The sequence below is a fragment of the Streptomyces sp. NBC_00377 genome (assembly GCF_036075115.1).
Taxonomy (GTDB): domain Bacteria; phylum Actinomycetota; class Actinomycetes; order Streptomycetales; family Streptomycetaceae; genus Streptomyces.
Genome location: NZ_CP107958.1, coordinates 6,107,683 through 6,124,275 on the forward strand (window position 1 = coordinate 6,107,683; position 16,593 = coordinate 6,124,275).

Annotated in this window: 16 protein-coding genes and 1 pseudogene; 8 read left to right on the forward strand and 9 right to left on the reverse strand. The window is 70.4% G+C overall.

Annotated features, from left to right (window positions below; genetic code table 11):
• Positions 1-126: 126 nt before the first annotated feature.
• Both OHS71_RS27165 and OHS71_RS27170 read left to right on the forward strand, forming a co-directional pair.
• Positions 127-1,467, forward strand: coding sequence for a beta-xylosidase (locus tag OHS71_RS27165; protein ID WP_328481946.1), 1,341 nt, complete (start codon positions 127-129; stop codon positions 1,465-1,467).
• Between the two features lie 158 nt (positions 1,468-1,625).
• Positions 1,626-2,651, forward strand: a complete 1,026-nt coding sequence (locus OHS71_RS27170) for a WxL protein peptidoglycan domain-containing protein (RefSeq protein WP_328481947.1) — start codon at positions 1,626-1,628, stop codon at positions 2,649-2,651.
• Here OHS71_RS27170 and OHS71_RS27175 read toward each other — a convergent pair.
• Together OHS71_RS27175 and OHS71_RS27180 are read right to left on the reverse strand one after the other, a co-directional pair.
• Positions 2,648-2,986, reverse strand: coding sequence for a P-II family nitrogen regulator (locus tag OHS71_RS27175; RefSeq protein WP_328481948.1), 339 nt, complete (start codon positions 2,984-2,986; stop codon positions 2,648-2,650). The genes OHS71_RS27170 and OHS71_RS27175 overlap by 4 nt on opposite strands.
• A complete protein-coding gene (locus OHS71_RS27180; RefSeq protein WP_328481949.1) occupies positions 2,983-4,293 on the reverse strand; it encodes an ammonium transporter in 1,311 nt (436 codons plus the stop codon). Before OHS71_RS27180 ends, OHS71_RS27175 begins: the two co-directional genes overlap by 4 nt.
• A 173-nt stretch (positions 4,294-4,466) precedes the next feature.
• On the opposite strand from OHS71_RS27180, the gene era reads away from it, so the two are divergent.
• Positions 4,467-5,420, forward strand: coding sequence for a GTPase Era (era, locus tag OHS71_RS27185; protein WP_328481950.1), 954 nt, complete (start codon positions 4,467-4,469; stop codon positions 5,418-5,420).
• 206 nt (positions 5,421-5,626) lie between these two features.
• A pseudogene (locus OHS71_RS27190) lies at positions 5,627-5,824 on the forward strand (NAD-dependent epimerase/dehydratase family protein); the annotation flags it as partial.
• A 24-nt stretch (positions 5,825-5,848) separates the two neighbouring features.
• Here the strand turns inward: OHS71_RS27190 and OHS71_RS27195 are convergent.
• From OHS71_RS27195 to OHS71_RS27210, 4 genes are all read right to left on the reverse strand, one after another.
• Positions 5,849-7,108 (reverse strand): MFS transporter, encoded by a 1,260-nt coding sequence (locus OHS71_RS27195; RefSeq protein ID WP_328481951.1) that lies wholly within the window; start codon positions 7,106-7,108, stop codon positions 5,849-5,851.
• A complete protein-coding gene (locus OHS71_RS27200) occupies positions 7,105-8,427 on the reverse strand; it encodes a GH1 family beta-glucosidase (RefSeq protein WP_328481952.1) in 1,323 nt (440 codons plus the stop codon). The genes OHS71_RS27195 and OHS71_RS27200 overlap by 4 nt, the downstream gene beginning before the upstream one ends.
• A 203-nt stretch (positions 8,428-8,630) precedes the next feature.
• Complete coding sequence (locus OHS71_RS27205) at positions 8,631-8,897, reverse strand: protealysin inhibitor emfourin (RefSeq protein ID WP_328481953.1); 267 nt, start codon at positions 8,895-8,897, stop codon at positions 8,631-8,633.
• 21 nt (positions 8,898-8,918) lie between these two features.
• On the reverse strand, positions 8,919-9,989 hold the full coding sequence (locus tag OHS71_RS27210; protein WP_328481954.1) for a M4 family metallopeptidase: 1,071 nt from the start codon (positions 9,987-9,989) through the stop codon (positions 8,919-8,921).
• 377 nt (positions 9,990-10,366) lie between these two features.
• On the opposite strand from OHS71_RS27210, the gene leuA reads away from it, so the two are divergent.
• Together leuA and OHS71_RS27220 are read left to right on the forward strand one after the other, a co-directional pair.
• Positions 10,367-12,088, forward strand: a complete 1,722-nt coding sequence (leuA, locus tag OHS71_RS27215) for a 2-isopropylmalate synthase (RefSeq protein WP_328481955.1) — start codon at positions 10,367-10,369, stop codon at positions 12,086-12,088.
• Positions 12,089-12,273: 185 nt separating this feature from the next.
• Positions 12,274-12,969, forward strand: a complete 696-nt coding sequence (locus OHS71_RS27220) for a TerB family tellurite resistance protein (RefSeq protein ID WP_328481956.1) — start codon at positions 12,274-12,276, stop codon at positions 12,967-12,969.
• A 29-nt stretch (positions 12,970-12,998) separates the two neighbouring features.
• Here OHS71_RS27220 and OHS71_RS27225 read toward each other — a convergent pair whose 3' ends face one another.
• The gene (locus OHS71_RS27225; protein ID WP_328481957.1) at positions 12,999-13,964 is read right to left on the reverse strand and encodes a hypothetical protein; all 966 of its coding nucleotides are present in this window, start codon (positions 13,962-13,964) and stop codon (positions 12,999-13,001) included.
• The gene (locus OHS71_RS27230) at positions 13,961-14,605 is read right to left on the reverse strand and encodes a SigE family RNA polymerase sigma factor (protein ID WP_328481958.1); all 645 of its coding nucleotides are present in this window, start codon (positions 14,603-14,605) and stop codon (positions 13,961-13,963) included. The genes OHS71_RS27225 and OHS71_RS27230 overlap by 4 nt, the downstream gene beginning before the upstream one ends.
• An 80-nt stretch (positions 14,606-14,685) precedes the next feature.
• Here OHS71_RS27230 and OHS71_RS27235 point away from each other — a divergent pair, with 80 nt between their 5' ends.
• A complete protein-coding gene (locus tag OHS71_RS27235; protein ID WP_328481959.1) occupies positions 14,686-15,147 on the forward strand; it encodes a protein-tyrosine phosphatase family protein in 462 nt (153 codons plus the stop codon).
• Here the strand turns inward: OHS71_RS27235 and OHS71_RS27240 are convergent.
• On the reverse strand, positions 15,128-15,589 hold the full coding sequence (locus OHS71_RS27240) for a GNAT family N-acetyltransferase (RefSeq protein WP_328481960.1): 462 nt from the start codon (positions 15,587-15,589) through the stop codon (positions 15,128-15,130). The genes OHS71_RS27235 and OHS71_RS27240 overlap by 20 nt on opposite strands.
• 178 nt (positions 15,590-15,767) lie before the next feature.
• Here OHS71_RS27240 and OHS71_RS27245 point away from each other — a divergent pair, with 178 nt between their 5' ends.
• Positions 15,768-16,553, forward strand: a complete 786-nt coding sequence (locus tag OHS71_RS27245; protein WP_328481961.1) for an SCO2525 family SAM-dependent methyltransferase — start codon at positions 15,768-15,770, stop codon at positions 16,551-16,553.
• The last annotated feature ends 40 nt before the right edge of the window (positions 16,554-16,593 follow it).

Sequence of the window (16,593 nt, forward strand, 5' to 3'; positions counted from 1 at the left end):
ACCACAGAACTGACGGTCCATCAGCTATATGCGTGATGTCCATTGACTTCTCGTGCGATTCGCACATCAATGCCCCCTGTCGGCGCAGAAGAGCCGCTGCGCCCGCACCCTGGAGGAGGGGGCAACATGGGTTCACCCCGAAGTTCCGGAAGTTCCCGAGGTTCCCGAAGACGGCGCTGGGCGTCGCTGTTCGGGGCGACCGCGCTCGCGGTCACGGTCGGCGGGGCGCTGGCGGCCCCGGCCGGCGCCGCGGTCAACGTGGACTTCCCCACGCACTGCATCCCGCCGGCGATCGCGGGACTTCCGCCGATCGACGGCACGACCACCGCGAAGATCACGGTGGACAAGGCCAGTCCCAAGGTCGGCGACACCGTCGCCGTCACCTACACGGTGGTCTCGCCCGCCGCGAGCAACCCCACCGACCTGGCCCTGCCGGCCGACATCATGACGCCGACGGGCAAGATCGTCCTCGGCGGCGCGCAGAGCGGCGCGGTCACGGTCACGGGGCCCAAGAAGAACGACCCGGTGCCCGGCAAGGGCGTCTTCCCGTCGTTCTCCATGACCGGCACCTTCACGGTCACCGCGCCGGGCGCGATCACCCTCTCGCCCGGTGACTACAACATCCACACCAGCTACATCCTGGAGCTGGACACCCCCTGCACGGTGACCAACCCGCCCGCTCCGGTGTCGGAGACGGTCGTCGTCGCCGACAACCCGCCGGCCAACACCCGCGCCATCTCGCTGGGTTCGGCCTCCGGGAGTCCGGGCGCGGCCGTCGTCGTCACCGGCAGCGGCTTCACCGGGGGCGCGACCGTCACGCTGGCCGGGCGTTCCGGGTCCGCCCTGACCGCGGACACGGCGACCGTGACAGCGGACGCGCAGGGCGGCATCTCCGGCTCGCTCGTCGTCAACGACCTCACCACGACCGGTGTCGTGGCGTACGAGGGAAGCGCGTGGAGCCCGGAGAAGAGTGCCGGACCCGCCGCGTACGTCGTCATCGACGACCAGCCCGTACCCGAGGGCAGCCAGAAGGTGACCACCACGGTCCGGGCGGGCACGCTGTCGATGTCCCAGGCCGGGGACGCCGTCCAGCTGTCCGCGGTGGACTTCGGTCAGGGCGGGGCCTCGACCGGCGCCCTCCAGACCGTGACCGTCAAGGACTTCCGCGGCGGACCCGCGGGCTGGTCCCTGACCGGCAAGGTCACCGACTTCAACGGCCCCGGCGCCAAGATCGACGCCGGCAAGCTGAGCTGGACGCCCGTCTGCGCCACCAAGGCGGGCAGCCCGAGTACCTGTCAGGCCGGTTCGACGGGCACGGTCGGCGCATCAGGGGCGACCCTGGCCTCCACGCCCGACGGCACGGCCACCGGCGGCGAGTTCACCGCCAACGCGCAACTCTCGCTCGACGTACCGTCGTTCACGCCTCCGGGCACCTACGCCGGCGTCCTGACCCTCACGCTCACCTGAGCGTACGCACCAGGTCCACCGGTGGCCGGGCGCCCGCCCCACAGGTCCGCACCCGCCCGTCCACCCAGCCACCGAAGCCCGTTCGCCCGAGCCCAATCGTCCGAGCCCGTTCGCCCGAGCCCAATCGCCGGGGCCCGTTCGCTGGGGGGTCCGCACCCATGCGCAAGCCGTACGCCCTTCTCCTGTCGCTCCTGCCGACCCTGCTGTTCCTGACGCTCGCGACCCCCGCCCGGGCCGCCGACAACGGCGGCTGGTCCGTCTACCCCGTCTCCTCGGCCGTCGCCGCGCGGCCCTACTTCTACGTCTCCGCCGATCCCGGTCAGACGATCGAGGACAAGGTCGTCGTCGCCAACAAGACGGACCGGCCCCTCACCTTCCGGCTGTACGCGGCCGACGCCTACAACACCGCGCGCGACGGCGGGTTCGCCGTGAAGTCGCTCGGCGAGAAGATGCGGGGCGTGGGCGCGTGGGCGGAGCTGCCCAGGGACCGGGTCACCGTGCCCGGCCGGGGGACGGTCACCGTGCCCTTCACCGTGCGGGTGCCCGAGGGCGCCGAGCCCGGCGACCACCCGGGAGCGATCGTCGCCCTCGACGAACGGGTCGAGAAGGGCGACGGCGGGGTCGCGCTGGGGATCCAGCGGGCCGTCGGGGCCCGGGTCTACCTCCAGGTCGGCGGCCCCACACTGCCCGCGCTCGCTGTCGAGAACGTCCGGATCAGCCACGACCAGCCCCTGATCCCGGGCCTCGGCGACAGCACCGCGACCATCTCGTACACGCTGCACAACACCGGGAACGTCACCCTCGCCCCCGAGGTCCGCCTGAAGGCGAGCGGTCTCTTCGGTCGCACCCTGCTCACCCGCGACCTGACGAAGATCCCCTCCCAGCTCCTCCCGGGCCAGCGCGTCCGCCTCACCGAACGCTGGACCGCGGCCCCCCAGCTGGACTGGACCGACGTCAGGCTCACGGCGACCGCCAAGAACACGAAGGAGTCCGCGACAGCGTCCTTCGTGGCGGTGCCGTGGCTGGTGGCGGCGGTAGTGGCGGCGGCGATCGCAGCAGGGGTGTGGTTCCTGACCATACGGCGGCGAAGGCGCGGACGGCCGAGCCGCTCAGGGGCGCGGGGAACTGCGCGACCAGCCACGGCGGACCCGCAGACAAAGATCGGCCAGACCAGCGGAGCCTAAAGCGCGTCGGGTCCCCGCTCACCCGTCCGCACCCGCACGACCGTCTCGACCGGCAGCGCCCACACCTTGCCGTCACCGATCTTGCCGGTGTGCGCGGCGCGCACGATCGCGTCGATCACGGCGTCGGAGTCCGCGTCGTCCACGACGACCTCGATGCGGACCTTGGGCACGAGGTCGACCTGGTACTCGGCGCCCCGGTACACCTCGGTGTGGCCGCGCTGACGGCCGTAGCCGCTGGCCTCGGTCACGGTCAGGCCGTGCACGCCCAGCTCCTGGAGGGCCGTCTTGACCTCGTCGAGGCGGTAGGGCTTGACGATCGCGGTGATGAGCTTCATGCCTGTGGCTTGACCTTCTGGGCGGAGGGGACGGAGTGCGCGGAGACCGGGGCGCCGTGGCCCAGGACGCCGTGATCGTATGCCGTCTCGGCGTGCACCGTAAGGTCCAGGCCGGTGTGCTCGTGGTCCTCGTCCGCCCGCAAACCGATGACCTTGTCGAGCAGCCTGCCGATGCCGTAGGTGACGGTGAAGGCGTACGCCCCCACGACGACGACGGCGACCGCCTGCCTGCCGAGCTGGCCGAGACCGCCGCCGTAGAGGAGGCCCTCGGCGCCGCCGGTCATGGAGTCCACCGCGAAGACGCCGATGAGCAGTGTCCCGATGACCCCGCCGACCAGGTGGACGCCGACCACGTCGAGGGAGTCGTCGTAGTTCAGCCTGAACTTCCAGCTCACGGCGTAGGAGCAGACGACACCGGCGGCGAGGCCGACGACCAGCGCGCCGAGGAGGGAGACCGAGCCGCAGGAGGGCGTGATGGCCACGAGGCCCGCGACCGCGCCGGACGCCGCGCCCAGGGTCGTCGGATGGCCGTCGCGCTTCTGCTCGACGAACAGCCAGCCGAGCAGTCCGGTGCAGCCGGCTGCGAGGGTGTTGAGGAAGGCGGCTGCCGCCAGCCCGTTCGCGCCCAGCGCGGAGCCCGCGTTGAAGCCGAACCAGCCGAACCAGAGCAGACCCGCGCCCAGCATCACCATGGGGAGGTTGTGCGGACGCATCGCGTCCTTCTTGAACCCCAGACGTGGGCCCAGGACCAGGCACAATGCCAGTCCCGAGGCGCCCGAGGTGATCTCGACGGGAAGACCGCCGGCGAAGTCGAGGGCGCCCAGCCGGTCGAGGATCCAGCCACCGGGGCCCCAGACCCAGTGGGCGACGGGAACGTATACGAGGAGCGCCCAGAGCGGTACGAAGACCAGCCACGCGCCGAACTTCGCCCGGTCGGCGATCGCTCCGCTGATCAGCGCGGCCGTGATGATCGCGAAGGTGAGCTGGAAGGTGGCGAAGAGCAGGGTGGGCACCGTGCCCTGCACGCTGTCCGGGCCGAGGCCCGCCATTCCGGCCTGCTCCAGCCCGCCGATGAGCCCGCCGCCGGCGTCGTCGCCGAAGGCGAGGGAGTAGCCGGCGGCCAGCCACACCACCGTGACCAGCGCGATCGATACGAAGCTCATCATGAGCATGTTGAGGACGCTCTTCGTGCGGACCATGCCGCCGTAGAAGAGGGCCAGACCCGGGGTCATCAGCAGGACCAGGGCGGTGGCGGCGAGCAGCCAGGCGGTGTCGCCGGTGTTCGCGTGGGCGGCGGCCAGAGTCACGGGGTCTCCAACGGTGCGGGGGCTCGTCAGAGGTTCACCGGTTCTGGTTTCCGGTCGCGTACGGGTGTGTTTCCGTGACGTTTCGTTGCGTGGAGGTTTCCGGGAGCTCACGGCGGAGGGCATTGCCGCTCGTGTGTGCGGCGGGGCTTCGTGGATCAGGGAGAATGGGGGCCATGAGCGTTCGTAACCAGTCATCCGAGCAGTCGGCCGAGTCCGTACACCGTGCCGGCTTCGCCTGCTTCGTGGGTCGTCCCAACGCGGGCAAGTCCACTCTCACGAACGCTCTGGTCGGGAAGAAGGTGGCCATCACCTCGAACCGTCCGCAGACCACGCGGCACACGGTGCGGGGCATCGTGCACCGCCCGGAGGCCCAGCTGATCCTGGTCGACACCCCGGGCCTGCACAAGCCGCGCACCCTGCTCGGCGAGCGGCTCAACGACGTCGTACGCGCCACCTGGGCCGAGGTCGACGTCATCGGCTTCTGCCTGCCGGCCAACGAGAAGCTGGGCCCGGGCGACCGGTTCATCGCCAAGGAACTGGCCGGGATCAAGCGGACGCCGAAGGTCGCGGTCGTGACGAAGACCGACCTGGTGGATTCCAAGGCGCTCGCCGAGCAGCTCATCGCCATCGACCAGCTCGGCAAGGAGCTGGGGTTCGAGTGGGCGGAGATCGTGCCGGTCTCCGCGGTCGGCGACCAGCAGGTCGAGTTGCTGGCGGACCTGCTCGTGCCGATGCTCCCGGAGAGCCCGCCGCTCTACCCCGAGGGCGACCTGACGGACGAACCCGAGCAGGTGATGGTCGCCGAGCTGATCCGGGAGGCGGCCCTGGAGGGCGTACGCGACGAGCTCCCGCACTCCATCGCGGTGGTCGTCGAGGAGATGCTCCCGCGCGAGGACCGTCCGGCGGAGAAGCCGCTGCTCGACATCCACGCGAACATCTACATCGAGCGCCCCAGCCAGAAGGGCATCATCATCGGCCCCAAGGGCAAGCGCCTGAAGGACGTGGGCATCAAGTCCCGCAAGCAGATCGAGGCGCTCCTCGGCACCCCCGTCTTCCTCGACCTGCACGTGAAGGTCGCGAAGGACTGGCAGCGGGATCCGAAGCAGTTGCGCAAGCTGGGGTTCTAGACCGTCCGTCCTGAGGGCGTCGTCCGCGGGGACATGGCCTGGCGGCCCACCCCGCGGAGCGGTCGGAGCCGCTCCCGGGCCTCCGTGCCCGGCCGGGCTGTGTGGATGGCCAGGAACGGGTCGTGCTCGTGGCCGAGCAGGACCTCGCAGCCCAGCTCCAGCAGGCCGACCAGCGGGTGCAGGGGGCGTTTCGTCGCCCTGTGGACGACATCGCCGACGACGCTCCCGTCACGGCGGTCGAACCGCATCGGCTCAACGGGGTCGACGTGCCCGCCGAGCTCTACGAGCGCACCGACCCCGATCCGTTCTTCCAGCCGACCTCCACCGAACGCATCCGCCGCGAACTCGGCTGCCGCCCGCTGTACCCCGGCGTCTGCGCGGCCCGGGACGCCGGAGCGCGGTAGCCCTGCCCGGACACGAACGGGCGGTCAGTCCACCCCTCTGATGCGTCCCACCAGCACCGCTCCCGCCAGCCCCACTGCCGCTGCCACCAGGTACAGCACCCGGTAGCCGCCCAGCTGGTTCACGAGGGGCGCGGCGAGGACCGGGGCCGCGACCTGGGGCAGGGCGTTGGCCACGTTGATGACGCCCAGGTCCTTGCCCCGGTCCCCGGCCTTCGGCAGCACATCGGTCATCAGCGCGAAGTCGACCGACGTGAACACGCCGAAGCCGATGCCCAGCAACGCCGCCGCGACGATCGCCCCCGGCCAGGTCTGCCAGGTCGCGAGGCCCGCCGTCGCCACCGCCATCAGCACGCCCGACCACATCACGAACGGCTTGCGCCGGCGGACGCGGTCCGACCAGGCGCCCCCGACGACCACCGTGGCGAGCAGCGTCACTCCGTTGACCGCCGTCAGGATCAGCACGCCCTGTTCGGGGTCGGAGTGGTGCAGGCGGTCGCGCAGGTAGTAGAGGAGATACAGCAGCACCAGCGCGTTGCTCAGGTTCATCAGGAAGCGGGTCAGCCACGCCCAGCCGAGATCGGGGTAGGTGCGCGGGCTCAGCCAGAAACCGGCCGCGAACCCCCGCCAGGACCACGCCGGCCGGTCCTCCGCCGGCAGCCGCAGATCCTCGTACCGCAGCACGTAGGGCAGCACGCCCAGCGTCGTGAACACCGCGCAGGCCACGTACCCCGCCCCGATGCCCCCGACGGCCGTGGCGAGCCCCGTGCCGCCGACCACGCCCAGGATCTGCGCAACGCCCAGCCAGCCGCCCACCGACCCGCGCTGGAGCCGGGGGACCCGGTCGGGGACGGCGGCCGTCACCGCCGCGAAGGCCGCGTTCAGCGCCAGCTGGACGAGGCACCAGCCCAACGCCATGGTCCACACGCCGTCCGCTCCGGCGAGCAGCAGGAGCGAGAGGGCGCCGCCCGCGGTGCCCGCCACGATCCACGGGGTGCGGCGGCCCCGGCGGGACGTCGTCCGGTCCGACAGCGCGCCGAAGAGGGGGTTCGCGATCAGTGAGGCCATCGCGCCCACGCCGGTGACCCAGGCCAGGATCGTCTCCTTCGACATGCCGGAGCCGGGTGCGAAGTCCTCGGCCTGGGAGGCCAGCAGGATCTGGAGGGGGCCGTACCAGCCCACCCAGATCGCCCCGTTGGCGAGGGACAGGGCCGATGTCCAGCCCCGCCCGACCCGCTCCACGGGCTCGGTCAGGGCGGTCGCCGTGGCCCTGTCCGCCGTCGTCATCTCTGCGCCCGCAGGATGTCCCGCAGCCAGGCGTACGACGCCTTCGGGGTCCGGGCCTGGGTCTCGAAGTCCACGTGGACCAGGCCGAAGCGGCGCGCGTACCCTTCCGCCCACTCGAAGTTGTCGAGCAGCGACCACACGAAGTAGCCGCGCACGTCCACGCCCGCCTCCACCGCCCGGTGCAGGGCCCGGAGATGGCCGTCCAGGTAGGCGATGCGTTCCTGGTCGTCCAGGCCCTCGTAACTGCATCCGTTCTCGGTGATGACGACCGGGGGAAGCCGGTCGCCGTAGCGGTCGCGGAAGGTGGTGAGGAGTTCCGTGAGGCCCTCCGGGACGACCGGCCAGCCGAAGTCCGTGACCGGGACGCCCTCTATCTGCTGTACGGAGAAGGGCAGTTCGGCCGGCATGGTGATCCCGCCGAACTCGATCTCCGTGCCCTGCGGCGCGCCCACCCTCGTCGGGGCGTAGTAGTTGATCCCGTAGAAGTCGAGCGGCTCGGAGATCACCTTGAGGTCGGCTTGTACGTCGCCCGGCATCAGATCGCCGAGGCCCTCCGGGTATTCGCCCAGCAGCACGGGTTCCGCGAACAGCCTGTTCAGCAGGACGTCGTAGAAGGCGGCCGCCTCCTGGTCCGCGGGCTCCCGGGAGGCCGGCCAGGTCGGGCCGTGCGAGTTGGCGATGCCGATGTCCGTGGCGCCGGCTGCGCGCAGGGCCTGGACGGCGAGGCCGTGGCTGAGCAACTGGTGGTGGGCGACCGGGAGCGCGTCGAACAGGAGCTGCTTCCCGGGGGCGTGGGTGCCGAGCGCGTGCCCGAGCAGGGTGTGCTCGGCGGGCTCGTTGAGGGTGATCCATTTCTGTACGCGGTCACCGAGGCGTCCGGCCACCACCGCGACGTGTTCGGCGAACCGGGACGCCGTGTCCCGCTCCAGCCAGTCGAGCCCGGCCGGCAGGTCCCAGTGGAAGAGGGTGGGGACGGGCCGGACACCGGCCGCGCAGAGTTCGTCGACCAGCCGGTCGTAGAAGTCGAGTCCGGCCGGCGAGTTCACCCTCGGCCAGGAGACCGAGAAGCGGTAGGCGTCCACGCCGAGGTCCGCCAGGAGCGCCACGTCCTCGGGGTAGCGGTGGTAGTGGTCGCAGGCCACCGCGGCCGTGGAGCCGTCCTTCACCCGTCCCGGCTCGGCGGTGAAGGCGTCCCAGACGGAAGGGTCGCGCTCGGTCACCGCGCCCTCGATCTGATGCGCTGAGGTGGACACGCCCCACAGGAAGCCTGCCGGGAACGGGGGCATCGGGTTCGCCGCGTCGCGCGGATCGTTCGCCATGGGCGGGATCATCCTTACCGCTGGGTAAGGAAGTCAACGTCCCGGCGTGAACTGCCAGTTATGCCCCTGCTTCACGCCCGCGCGAGGGACCCCGTTGGGCCCCGGGATCGATCCCCTCAAGCCCCACAGGCCCCCTCAAGCCCCACAGGCCCCTTCGGGCCCCCGGCGGACCACACCCCCGGGCCCGGGCCCCGGCGGCCCTGTCAGGCGCCTTCCTTCAGCACCCGCGAGACCAGCTTCCGCTGTTCCTCCGTGAGCCGGGGATCGGCGGCGTACACCGTGGTGCCGTCCACGGTGATCTCGTAGCTGAAACCGTCCGGTACACCGGCCGGGGGTGCGCCCCGGCCGGCGGTGACGGCCCGCTCGGCCAGGGCGTGCCACTCGTGGGCGTCGGGCCGCCCCGAGGTGTCCACCTCGGCATGGCGCTCGATACCCGCGAATCCGCCCGTGCGACTCACCTGAATACGCATGGGTCCCTGTCTATTACGGACTCAGAGAATCCGCACCCCCACCTGCTCCCACGCCTTCTCCACGGCCTGGAGCTCCTCCCCGCCGTCGCCGAAGCGCTCGCGCGCGGCCTTCACCGTCAGCTTGGCGAAGTCGGTGAAGAAGGCCCGCTCGCCGAGCTCGCCGCCGGTCAGCACGTCGTACCAGAGCAGGCCTGCCTTCTCCCAGGCGTAGCCGCCGAGGGCGGTGGCGGCCAGGTAGAAGGCGTGGTTGGGGATGCCGGAGTTGATGTGGACGCCGCCGTTGTCGCGGCCCGTGCGGACGTACTCGTCCATCGTCGCGGGCTGCGGGTCCTTGCCCAGGACGTCGTCGTCGTAGGCGGTGCCCGGCGCCTTCATGGAGCGCAGGGCGGTGCCGGTGACGTTCGGCGCGAGCAGGCCCGCGCCGATCAGCCAGTCGGCCTCCGCGGCGGTCTGGCCGAGCGAGTACTGCTTGATGAGCGACCCGAAGACGTCGGACATCGACTCGTTGAGGGCACCCGGCTGGCCGTTGTAGGTCAGGTTCGCCGTGTACTGCGTGACGCCGTGGGTGAGCTCGTGCCCGATGACGTCGATGGAGTTGGTGAAGTCGACGAAGATCTCGCCGTCACCGTCGCCGAACACCATCTGCTCGCCGTTCCAGAAGGCGTTGTTGTAGCCCTCGTCGTAGTGCACCGTGGCGTCGAGGGGCAGGCCGTCGCCGTCGATCGAGTGGCGCCGGTACGCCTTCAGGTAGAGGTCGAAGGTGGCGCCGAGCCCGGAGTAGGCACGGTTGACGGTGCCGTCCGGGCCTTCGTCCTGGCCTTCGGCGCGGACCTCGGTGCCGGGCAGGGACGTGCCGTGCCCGGCGTCGTAGATCGTGCGCAGCGGCCGGTCCGACGGCGCCTTGACCGCCGGGACGGCCGCGAGGCCGTACTCGGTGGTGACCTGGCGGCGGATGCGCAGCTCGCCGTCGCGCAGGATGGTGCGCTGCGCGGGACCGGAGACGGCGGGGTCCTCGTTCCGGGCCAGCCGGTCGAGGACGTGTGGCGGTACGACGGTGCAGAAGACGGGCTCGAAGCCCCCGTGGGTCGTCATGACCGGCACCTTTGCACCGTGTTACCCCGCTGTCACCACTGGCCACCATGATTGGTGAAATACGGTGACAAAGGGGCCTGAGCTGGGGTGCCAGGTGGTATGGCGGGGGAGTCGTGGACGGCGAGAAGTGGCGTGACGCACGTTATGCACCTTTTTTCTGGGGTTCCTCCTCACGGTCCCGCATACTGGAACGGACCCGCGCGACGGAAGCGGCTCCGCTAGGCTGCGGAGCACTATGCGTTTCGGGCTGCTTCTCCTTAGCTGCCGCGGCGAGGGCCTGTAGTCGAGGCCGACCCCCTCCCCGCGGTGCTTGGTGTTGCGCGTCGGCCGTCCTTCCGTCCGGACACACTCCGGTCACCCCGAGGAGCCAACGCCCCATGGCGAACCGCCAGCAGCCCAGCCAGATGCCGATCCACAAGTACGGACAGTACGACCAGGTCGACATCCCCGACCGCACCTGGCCGAACAACCGGATCACCGCCGCCCCCCGCTGGCTCTCCACGGACCTGCGCGACGGCAACCAGGCCCTGATCGACCCCATGTCGCCCGAGCGCAAGCGCCGGATGTTCGACCAGCTGGTCAAGATGGGCTACAAGGAGATCGAGGTCGGCTTCCCGGCCTCCGGCCAGACCGACTTCGACTTCGTGCGCTCGATCATCGAGGAAGAGGGCGCGATCCCGGACGACGTCACGATCTCCGTACTGACCCAGGCCCGTGAGGACCTGATCGAGCGGACCGTGGAATCCCTGAAGGGCGCCAGGCGGGCGACCGTCCACCTGTACAACGCCACCGCCCCGGTCTTCCGCCGGGTCGTCTTCCGCGGCTCCAAGGACGACATCAAGCAGATCGCCGTCGACGGCACCCGCCTGGTGATGGAGTACGCCGAGAAGCTGCTGGGCCCCGAAACCGAGTTCGGCTACCAGTACAGCCCCGAGATCTTCACCGACACCGAGCTGGACTTCGCACTGGAGGTCTGCGAGGCGGTCATGGACGTCTACGAGCCGGGCCCGGGCCGCGAGATCATCCTGAACCTGCCGGCCACCGTCGAGCGCTCCACCCCCTCCACCCACGCCGACCGCTTCGAGTGGATGAGCCGCAACCTCTCCCGTCGCGAGCACGTCTGCGTCTCGGTCCACCCCCACAACGACCGCGGCACCGCCGTCGCCGCCGCGGAGCTGGCGCTGATGGCCGGCGCCGACCGCGTCGAGGGCTGTCTGTTCGGGCAGGGCGAGCGCACCGGCAACGTCGACCTGGTCACCCTGGGCATGAACCTGTTCTCCCAGGGCGTCGACCCGCAGATCGACTTCTCCGACATCGACGAGATCCGTCGTACGTGGGAGTACTGCAACCAGATGGAGGTCCACCCGCGCCACCCGTACGTGGGCGACCTGGTCTACACGTCCTTCTCCGGCTCCCACCAGGACGCCATCAAGAAGGGCTTCGACGCGATGGAGGCCGACGCGGCAGCCAAGGGCGTCACCGTCGACGACATCGAGTGGGCGGTCCCGTACCTGCCGATCGACCCGAAGGACGTCGGCCGCTCCTACGAGGCCGTCATCCGCGTCAACTCGCAGTCGGGCAAGGGCGGTATCGCGTACGTCCTGAAGAACGACCACAAGCTGGACCTGCCGCGCCGGATGCAGATCGAGTTCTCGAAGCTCATCCAGGCCAAGACGGACGCCGAGGGCGGCGAGGTCACCGGCGGCGCCATCTGGTCGGTCTTCCAGGACGAGTACCTGCCGAACCCGGAGAACCCCTGGGGCCGCATCCAGGTCCGCACCGGCCAGTCGACGACCGACACAGACGGCGTCGACACCCTGACCGTCGAGGCCACGGTCGACGGCGAGGACACCGTCCTGACCGGTACCGGCAACGGACCGATCTCGGCCTTCTTCAACGCCCTGGAGTCCGTCGGCATCGACGTGCGCCTGCTGGACTACCAGGAGCACACGATGAGCGAGGGCGCCTCCGCGCAGGCCGCCTCCTACATCGAATGCGCGATCGGCGACAAGGTCCTGTGGGGCATCGGCATCGACGCGAACACGACGCGTGCCTCGCTGAAGGCGGTCGTCTCGGCCGTCAACCGCGCGACCCGCTGACCCGCCTGACCGGCGCTTTCGGAGCCCTGACCGCTGTATACGCGGTCAGGGCCCCGTCGTATATCGGCCACCCCGCCGTGGAGGTCACGGGAAGGTCTCGTCCCAGGTGCTGACTACACCTCATGGATGTGGCTAACATCACGGGGGCGTGCGGCGATGTTGCCGCAGGGTTACGGAGGTGCGACGTGCTGCCAGAACGGGGACCAGACGGCCGTGCCACCGGCCTTGCCCGCATCCTGGGCACCCGCACCGCGTGGACGCCCGCGGGCGACGGCGAGTTCTTCTGTCCGGGCTGCGGAGGCGACCGCAACTACCAGCGGCTGACCGGCAGGCGCCGCTTCACCCTCCTCGGCATGCCGGTCGTGCCGCGCGGTGAGACCGGCCCGGTCGTCGAGTGCGCGGCATGCCGCCGCCACTTCGGCACCGACGTCCTCGACCACCCCACCACCATCCGCTTCTCGGCGATGCTCCGCGACGCCGTGCACACCGTCGCCCTGGCGGTCCTGTCCGCGGGCGGCGTCTGCGCCCGTACGTCCCTGGAGACGGCGGTGGGCGCGGTCCGTGCGGCAGGCTTCGCCGACTGCACGGAGGAACAGCTCGCCGCCCTCGTCGCCGCCGTGGCCTCCGACACCGGCAACAGCTACGGCGAACCGTACGGCCCGGGCCTGGCCATAGAGCTCCACGAGGCCCTCGACCCGCTCGCCCCGCACCTCGCCGCGGTCGGCCGCGAATCGATCCTGCTCCAGGGCGCCCGGATCGCCCTGGCGGACGGCCCGTACACCCCGGCCGAGCGGGAGGTCCTCGCGACGGTGGGTGCGGCCCTGACGATCCACGCGGACGAGGTGACCCGCCTGCTGGTGGCGGCCCGCACGCCGTCCTGAGCCTTCCCGGGCAGTGGCCGCATCCGGGACTAGGACAGGGTGCGCCGGTACGTCGTGTCCTCGTCGGAGTCGTACACCAGCTTGCCCAAGGCGTCGTAGCCCTTGACGTGCGGGGCCAGGGTGACCTGCTGGTTCAGCATGCCGGCGGCGGCGAACCAGCCGTGGTCCAGGGTGGCGGTCACCGGGGCGTCGTCGCCGTAGGAGACGGTCACCCTGGCCACCGACGTCTCGACGGCGCCGATGACCCCCCACCGGAAGGGCAGCTTCCAGTTGCCCTTGCCGACGGACGACTGCCGGTACAGCTGCTCGCCGTTGCTGTCGACCACCACCGGCTTCCTGCCCGGCGCGTCGTCGTCGATCGAGCCGGTGCTGATGCCCGAGGCCACACCGCCCTTGACGGAGCAGACCACCCAGCGGCCCGCCGTCCGGTCCTTCACCGCGGCGACGTAGACCCCGTCGCCCGAATCGTTGGTGTCACCGGTGCTCCTGATCGCCAGGATGATCCGGTAGTCCTCGGGCTTGCCCAGATCGGCGAGGCTCCCGGGCGGCCCGCCCTCGGCGTTCAGGCATTCCTTCAGGCCGTCGGAGGCCTGCGCGAAGGTGATCCCGTCGAGCAACTGCCCGTCCGTGGCGGGCCGCGCGGGCCCGGACGCCGTCCCGCCCGGTGTGACCGCCGGCGCCGACGGGCTCCCGGACGCCGTCCCGCCGGTGCCGTGCGGAGCGCCGACCGACGGCTTCGGCGCCGCCGTGTCGGCGCTCCGCCCCCCGTTCCCCCCGGCCACGGCGTACGCGCCCACCGGCACCGCCGCCAGTGTCAGCAGCGCCGCACCGGTCACCGCCACGCGCCGCCGCCGCTCGGCCAGTCCCCGCCGCCGGATCGCCGGATACGGCGCCGCCGAGGGCCGAATGGTGTACGCGTCCTCAGCGAGCAGTTCACGCATCCGCTCCTCGAACCCGAAGTCCTCCCGGTCCATCTGCTCTCCCGAGCCGTTCACCTACTGCCTCCCCCGACTCGACCCTGCACGTGACTGTGCCCTTGAACCGGGCCCCGGCCGTGGGCCCGATCCGGCCCCTGGCTGTGGCTCAAGTTCTGGCTGCGGCCCTCACCGTGATCCCCGTCCTGGCCGCCGGACCTCGTGCGGCCGGCGGCCAGCCCCGGCTGCATACGCAACTTCGCCAGTCCCTTCGACGCCTGGCTCTTCACCGTGCCCTGCGAGCAGCCGAGCACCTCGGCCACCTCCGCCTCGGACAGGTCCTCCCAGTACCGGAGAACCACCACTGCCCGCTGCTTCGGCGGGAGTTGAGCCAGCCCGGCCAGCAGGGAGCCCCGCTCCTCCACCTGCCCGGCGCCCTCGTCGCGCCCCGCCCGATCCGGCGGCGCCGCGGTCAGCGCCTCACTGACCCGCCGCTTGCGGAACCGGTCGCTGTTGCAACTGACCAGCATCCGCCGCACGTATGCCTCGGGATTGTCGCTGCGCGATATCCGTCGCCACGACCGGTACGCCTTGGCCAGCGCGGTCTGCGTCAGGTCCTCCGCGTGGTGGACGTCCCCCGTGAGCAGATACGCGGTTCGCACGAGCCGGGACCACCGCGCTCTGACGAACTCCTGGAACCGGTCCTCTTGTTCGGCCTGCATCAAGCACCCTCCTCGCCCTCCAGACCACCGGTCGGGCGGAATCGGTTGCCCGGGCCGCGCGATCCCGTTCGAATGGAGTGATGGAGAACGACGCGTGGGCCTGGCGGGCCGGCGACCCCGGAGTGCTCGAACTGCCGTCAGGGCGGCTGATCCGCGGCCGCGGGCTGCGCCGCCCGCTGGACCCGGCGGCGCCGGTCCCCGCCTATGGCGTGTACCTCCTCGGCGCGCGGCCCCCCGAGACCCCCTGGGAGTCCCGCTGGCTCCGCTGGCCCGACTTCCGGCTCCCCGCGGATCGCGCGCAGGCCCGCGAGGCCCTCGCCGAGGCGTGGCGCCGCGCGGCCGGCGAGCGTGTCGAGATCGCCTGCGCCGGCGGCCGCGGCCGCACCGGTACGGCCCTGGCCTGTGTGGCGGTCCTGGACGGCGTACCGGCGGACGGGGCGGTGGAGTTCGTCCGCCGGCACTACGACCGGCACGCGGTGGAGACGCCTTGGCAGCGCAGGTATGTGCGGCGGTTCGGGCGGCTCACAGGGCGAGCGTCATGAGGAGACGGTCCTCACCGGGGCCGAAGTAGTCGGGGCGGGGCCCGCCGGGATCCGGGACGAAGCCCAGGGAGCGGTACAGCGCGATGGCCGAGTCGTTGCGCGGTTCCACCGAGAGCCGGACGGAATGAGCGCCTTTCGCCCGTAGCTGACCGAGCAGTTTCGTCATCAGTTGCCGGCCGAAACCCTTTCCGCGCAGTCCGGGGCTGATGGCCAGACTGAGGACCCAGCTCTGGGCGTCGTTCGGCATGGTCCCGAGCACGTATCCGTGGAGGTCGCTGCCGTCGTCCACGACGTACACGAGGTCGGCGCAGGCGGTGAGGAGTTGGCGCAGGACGAAGAAGGGGTAGGGGCCGTGGGGGAAGGCGTCGGCATCGAGGCGCACGATACGGGGTAGATCCGCCTCGGTGACCGCTCTGATCCGTAAGGGTATTTCTCCGGACATCTGGCTCATTATCGAACCGGTGCCCGACGGAGAACGATCTCCGGGAAGAGGAGTCATGCGGTCCCCTTGTGAAATGTCGACAAATCGAATTGGAGTCAGTGCGATTTGCGTATCTGATCTCCATCATTGCCCCGTGCATCCACTCCTTCAAGACCCATGCGTACTGCTACGCTGAATCATGACCTCGGGACCGTCCGCCGCTGACCAAAAGATGAATGATGACGTGCTCTGGGACGACTTCGATCCCGGTGCGTACATCAGCCACAATTACCTTGAGATGCAGGCCGTGGACGAGGAGATTCTCTCCCATGTGCGCGATCACTTCAGTGATCACTTCCGAGGTCGTGGGCGGGCGGCTTCCGGTATCGACGTCGGTGCCGGACCCAATCTCTATCCGGCCCTTGCCATGCTTCCCTGGTGCGACCGGATCACACTTCTGGAGCGGTCGGCCCGGAATCTGGAGTACCTCCGGGGGCAGTGCCCCGACTACGCCCCCCACTGGGATCAGTTCTGGAACGTCCTGTGCAAGGACGAGGCATATGCCACCCTCGATATGACGCCTCGGGTCAGGTTCAAGGAAGCCGTCCAGCAGCCCGAGTCGGGCAGTCTCTTCGACCTCTGCGCCGGTACGCGCCGCTGGGACCTCGGCACGATGTTCTTCGTCGCCGAGTCCATCACCACCTCGCTCGCCGAATTCCGGCGGGGGGTCGGGTGTTTCATGAACGCCCTTGATTCCGGGGCGCCGTTCGCCGCCGCCTTCATGGAGCATTCCGAGGGATATCACGTCGGCGCGAAAGCCTTCCCCGCCCGTGATATCGACGAATCCGAGGTCCGTACGGTCCTCGGCGACTACGCGGACAAAGTGGAGATTCATCGCATGGCCAATCCGAAGCAGCTCGTGCGGGATGGCTACACGGGAATGATCCTGGCCTGCGGACAACGAAAAGACCGACACGAAGAGTGAGTTGTCGGAGTTCTTCACCGATGGTGACAGGCCTGTGCGA

Bases quoted from the DNA above. Each gene is read 5' to 3' on its own strand.
- OHS71_RS27195 (WP_328481951.1), bottom strand. From the start codon at position 7,108: ATGACGACGGCGGACAGGGCCACGGCGACCGCCCTGACCGAGCCCGTG.
- OHS71_RS27205 (WP_328481953.1), bottom strand. From the start codon at position 8,897: ATGCGTATTCAGGTGAGTCGCACGGGCGGATTCGCGGGTATCGAGCGC.
- OHS71_RS27200 (WP_328481952.1), bottom strand. From the start codon at position 8,427: ATGGCGAACGATCCGCGCGACGCGGCGAACCCGATGCCCCCGTTCCCG.
- OHS71_RS27240 (WP_328481960.1), bottom strand. From the start codon at position 15,589: ATGTCCGGAGAAATACCCTTACGGATCAGAGCGGTCACCGAGGCGGAT.
- OHS71_RS27210 (WP_328481954.1), bottom strand. From the start codon at position 9,989: ATGACGACCCACGGGGGCTTCGAGCCCGTCTTCTGCACCGTCGTACCG.
- OHS71_RS27230 (WP_328481958.1), bottom strand. From the start codon at position 14,605: ATGCAGGCCGAACAAGAGGACCGGTTCCAGGAGTTCGTCAGAGCGCGG.
- era (WP_328481950.1), top strand. From the start codon at position 4,467: ATGAGCGTTCGTAACCAGTCATCCGAGCAGTCGGCCGAGTCCGTACAC.
- leuA (WP_328481955.1), top strand. From the start codon at position 10,367: ATGGCGAACCGCCAGCAGCCCAGCCAGATGCCGATCCACAAGTACGGA.
- OHS71_RS27245 (WP_328481961.1), top strand. From the start codon at position 15,768: ATGACCTCGGGACCGTCCGCCGCTGACCAAAAGATGAATGATGACGTG.
- OHS71_RS27235 (WP_328481959.1), top strand. From the start codon at position 14,686: ATGGAGAACGACGCGTGGGCCTGGCGGGCCGGCGACCCCGGAGTGCTC.
- OHS71_RS27170 (WP_328481947.1), top strand. From the start codon at position 1,626: ATGCGCAAGCCGTACGCCCTTCTCCTGTCGCTCCTGCCGACCCTGCTG.
- OHS71_RS27165 (WP_328481946.1), top strand. From the start codon at position 127: ATGGGTTCACCCCGAAGTTCCGGAAGTTCCCGAGGTTCCCGAAGACGG.
- OHS71_RS27175 (WP_328481948.1), bottom strand. From the start codon at position 2,986: ATGAAGCTCATCACCGCGATCGTCAAGCCCTACCGCCTCGACGAGGTC.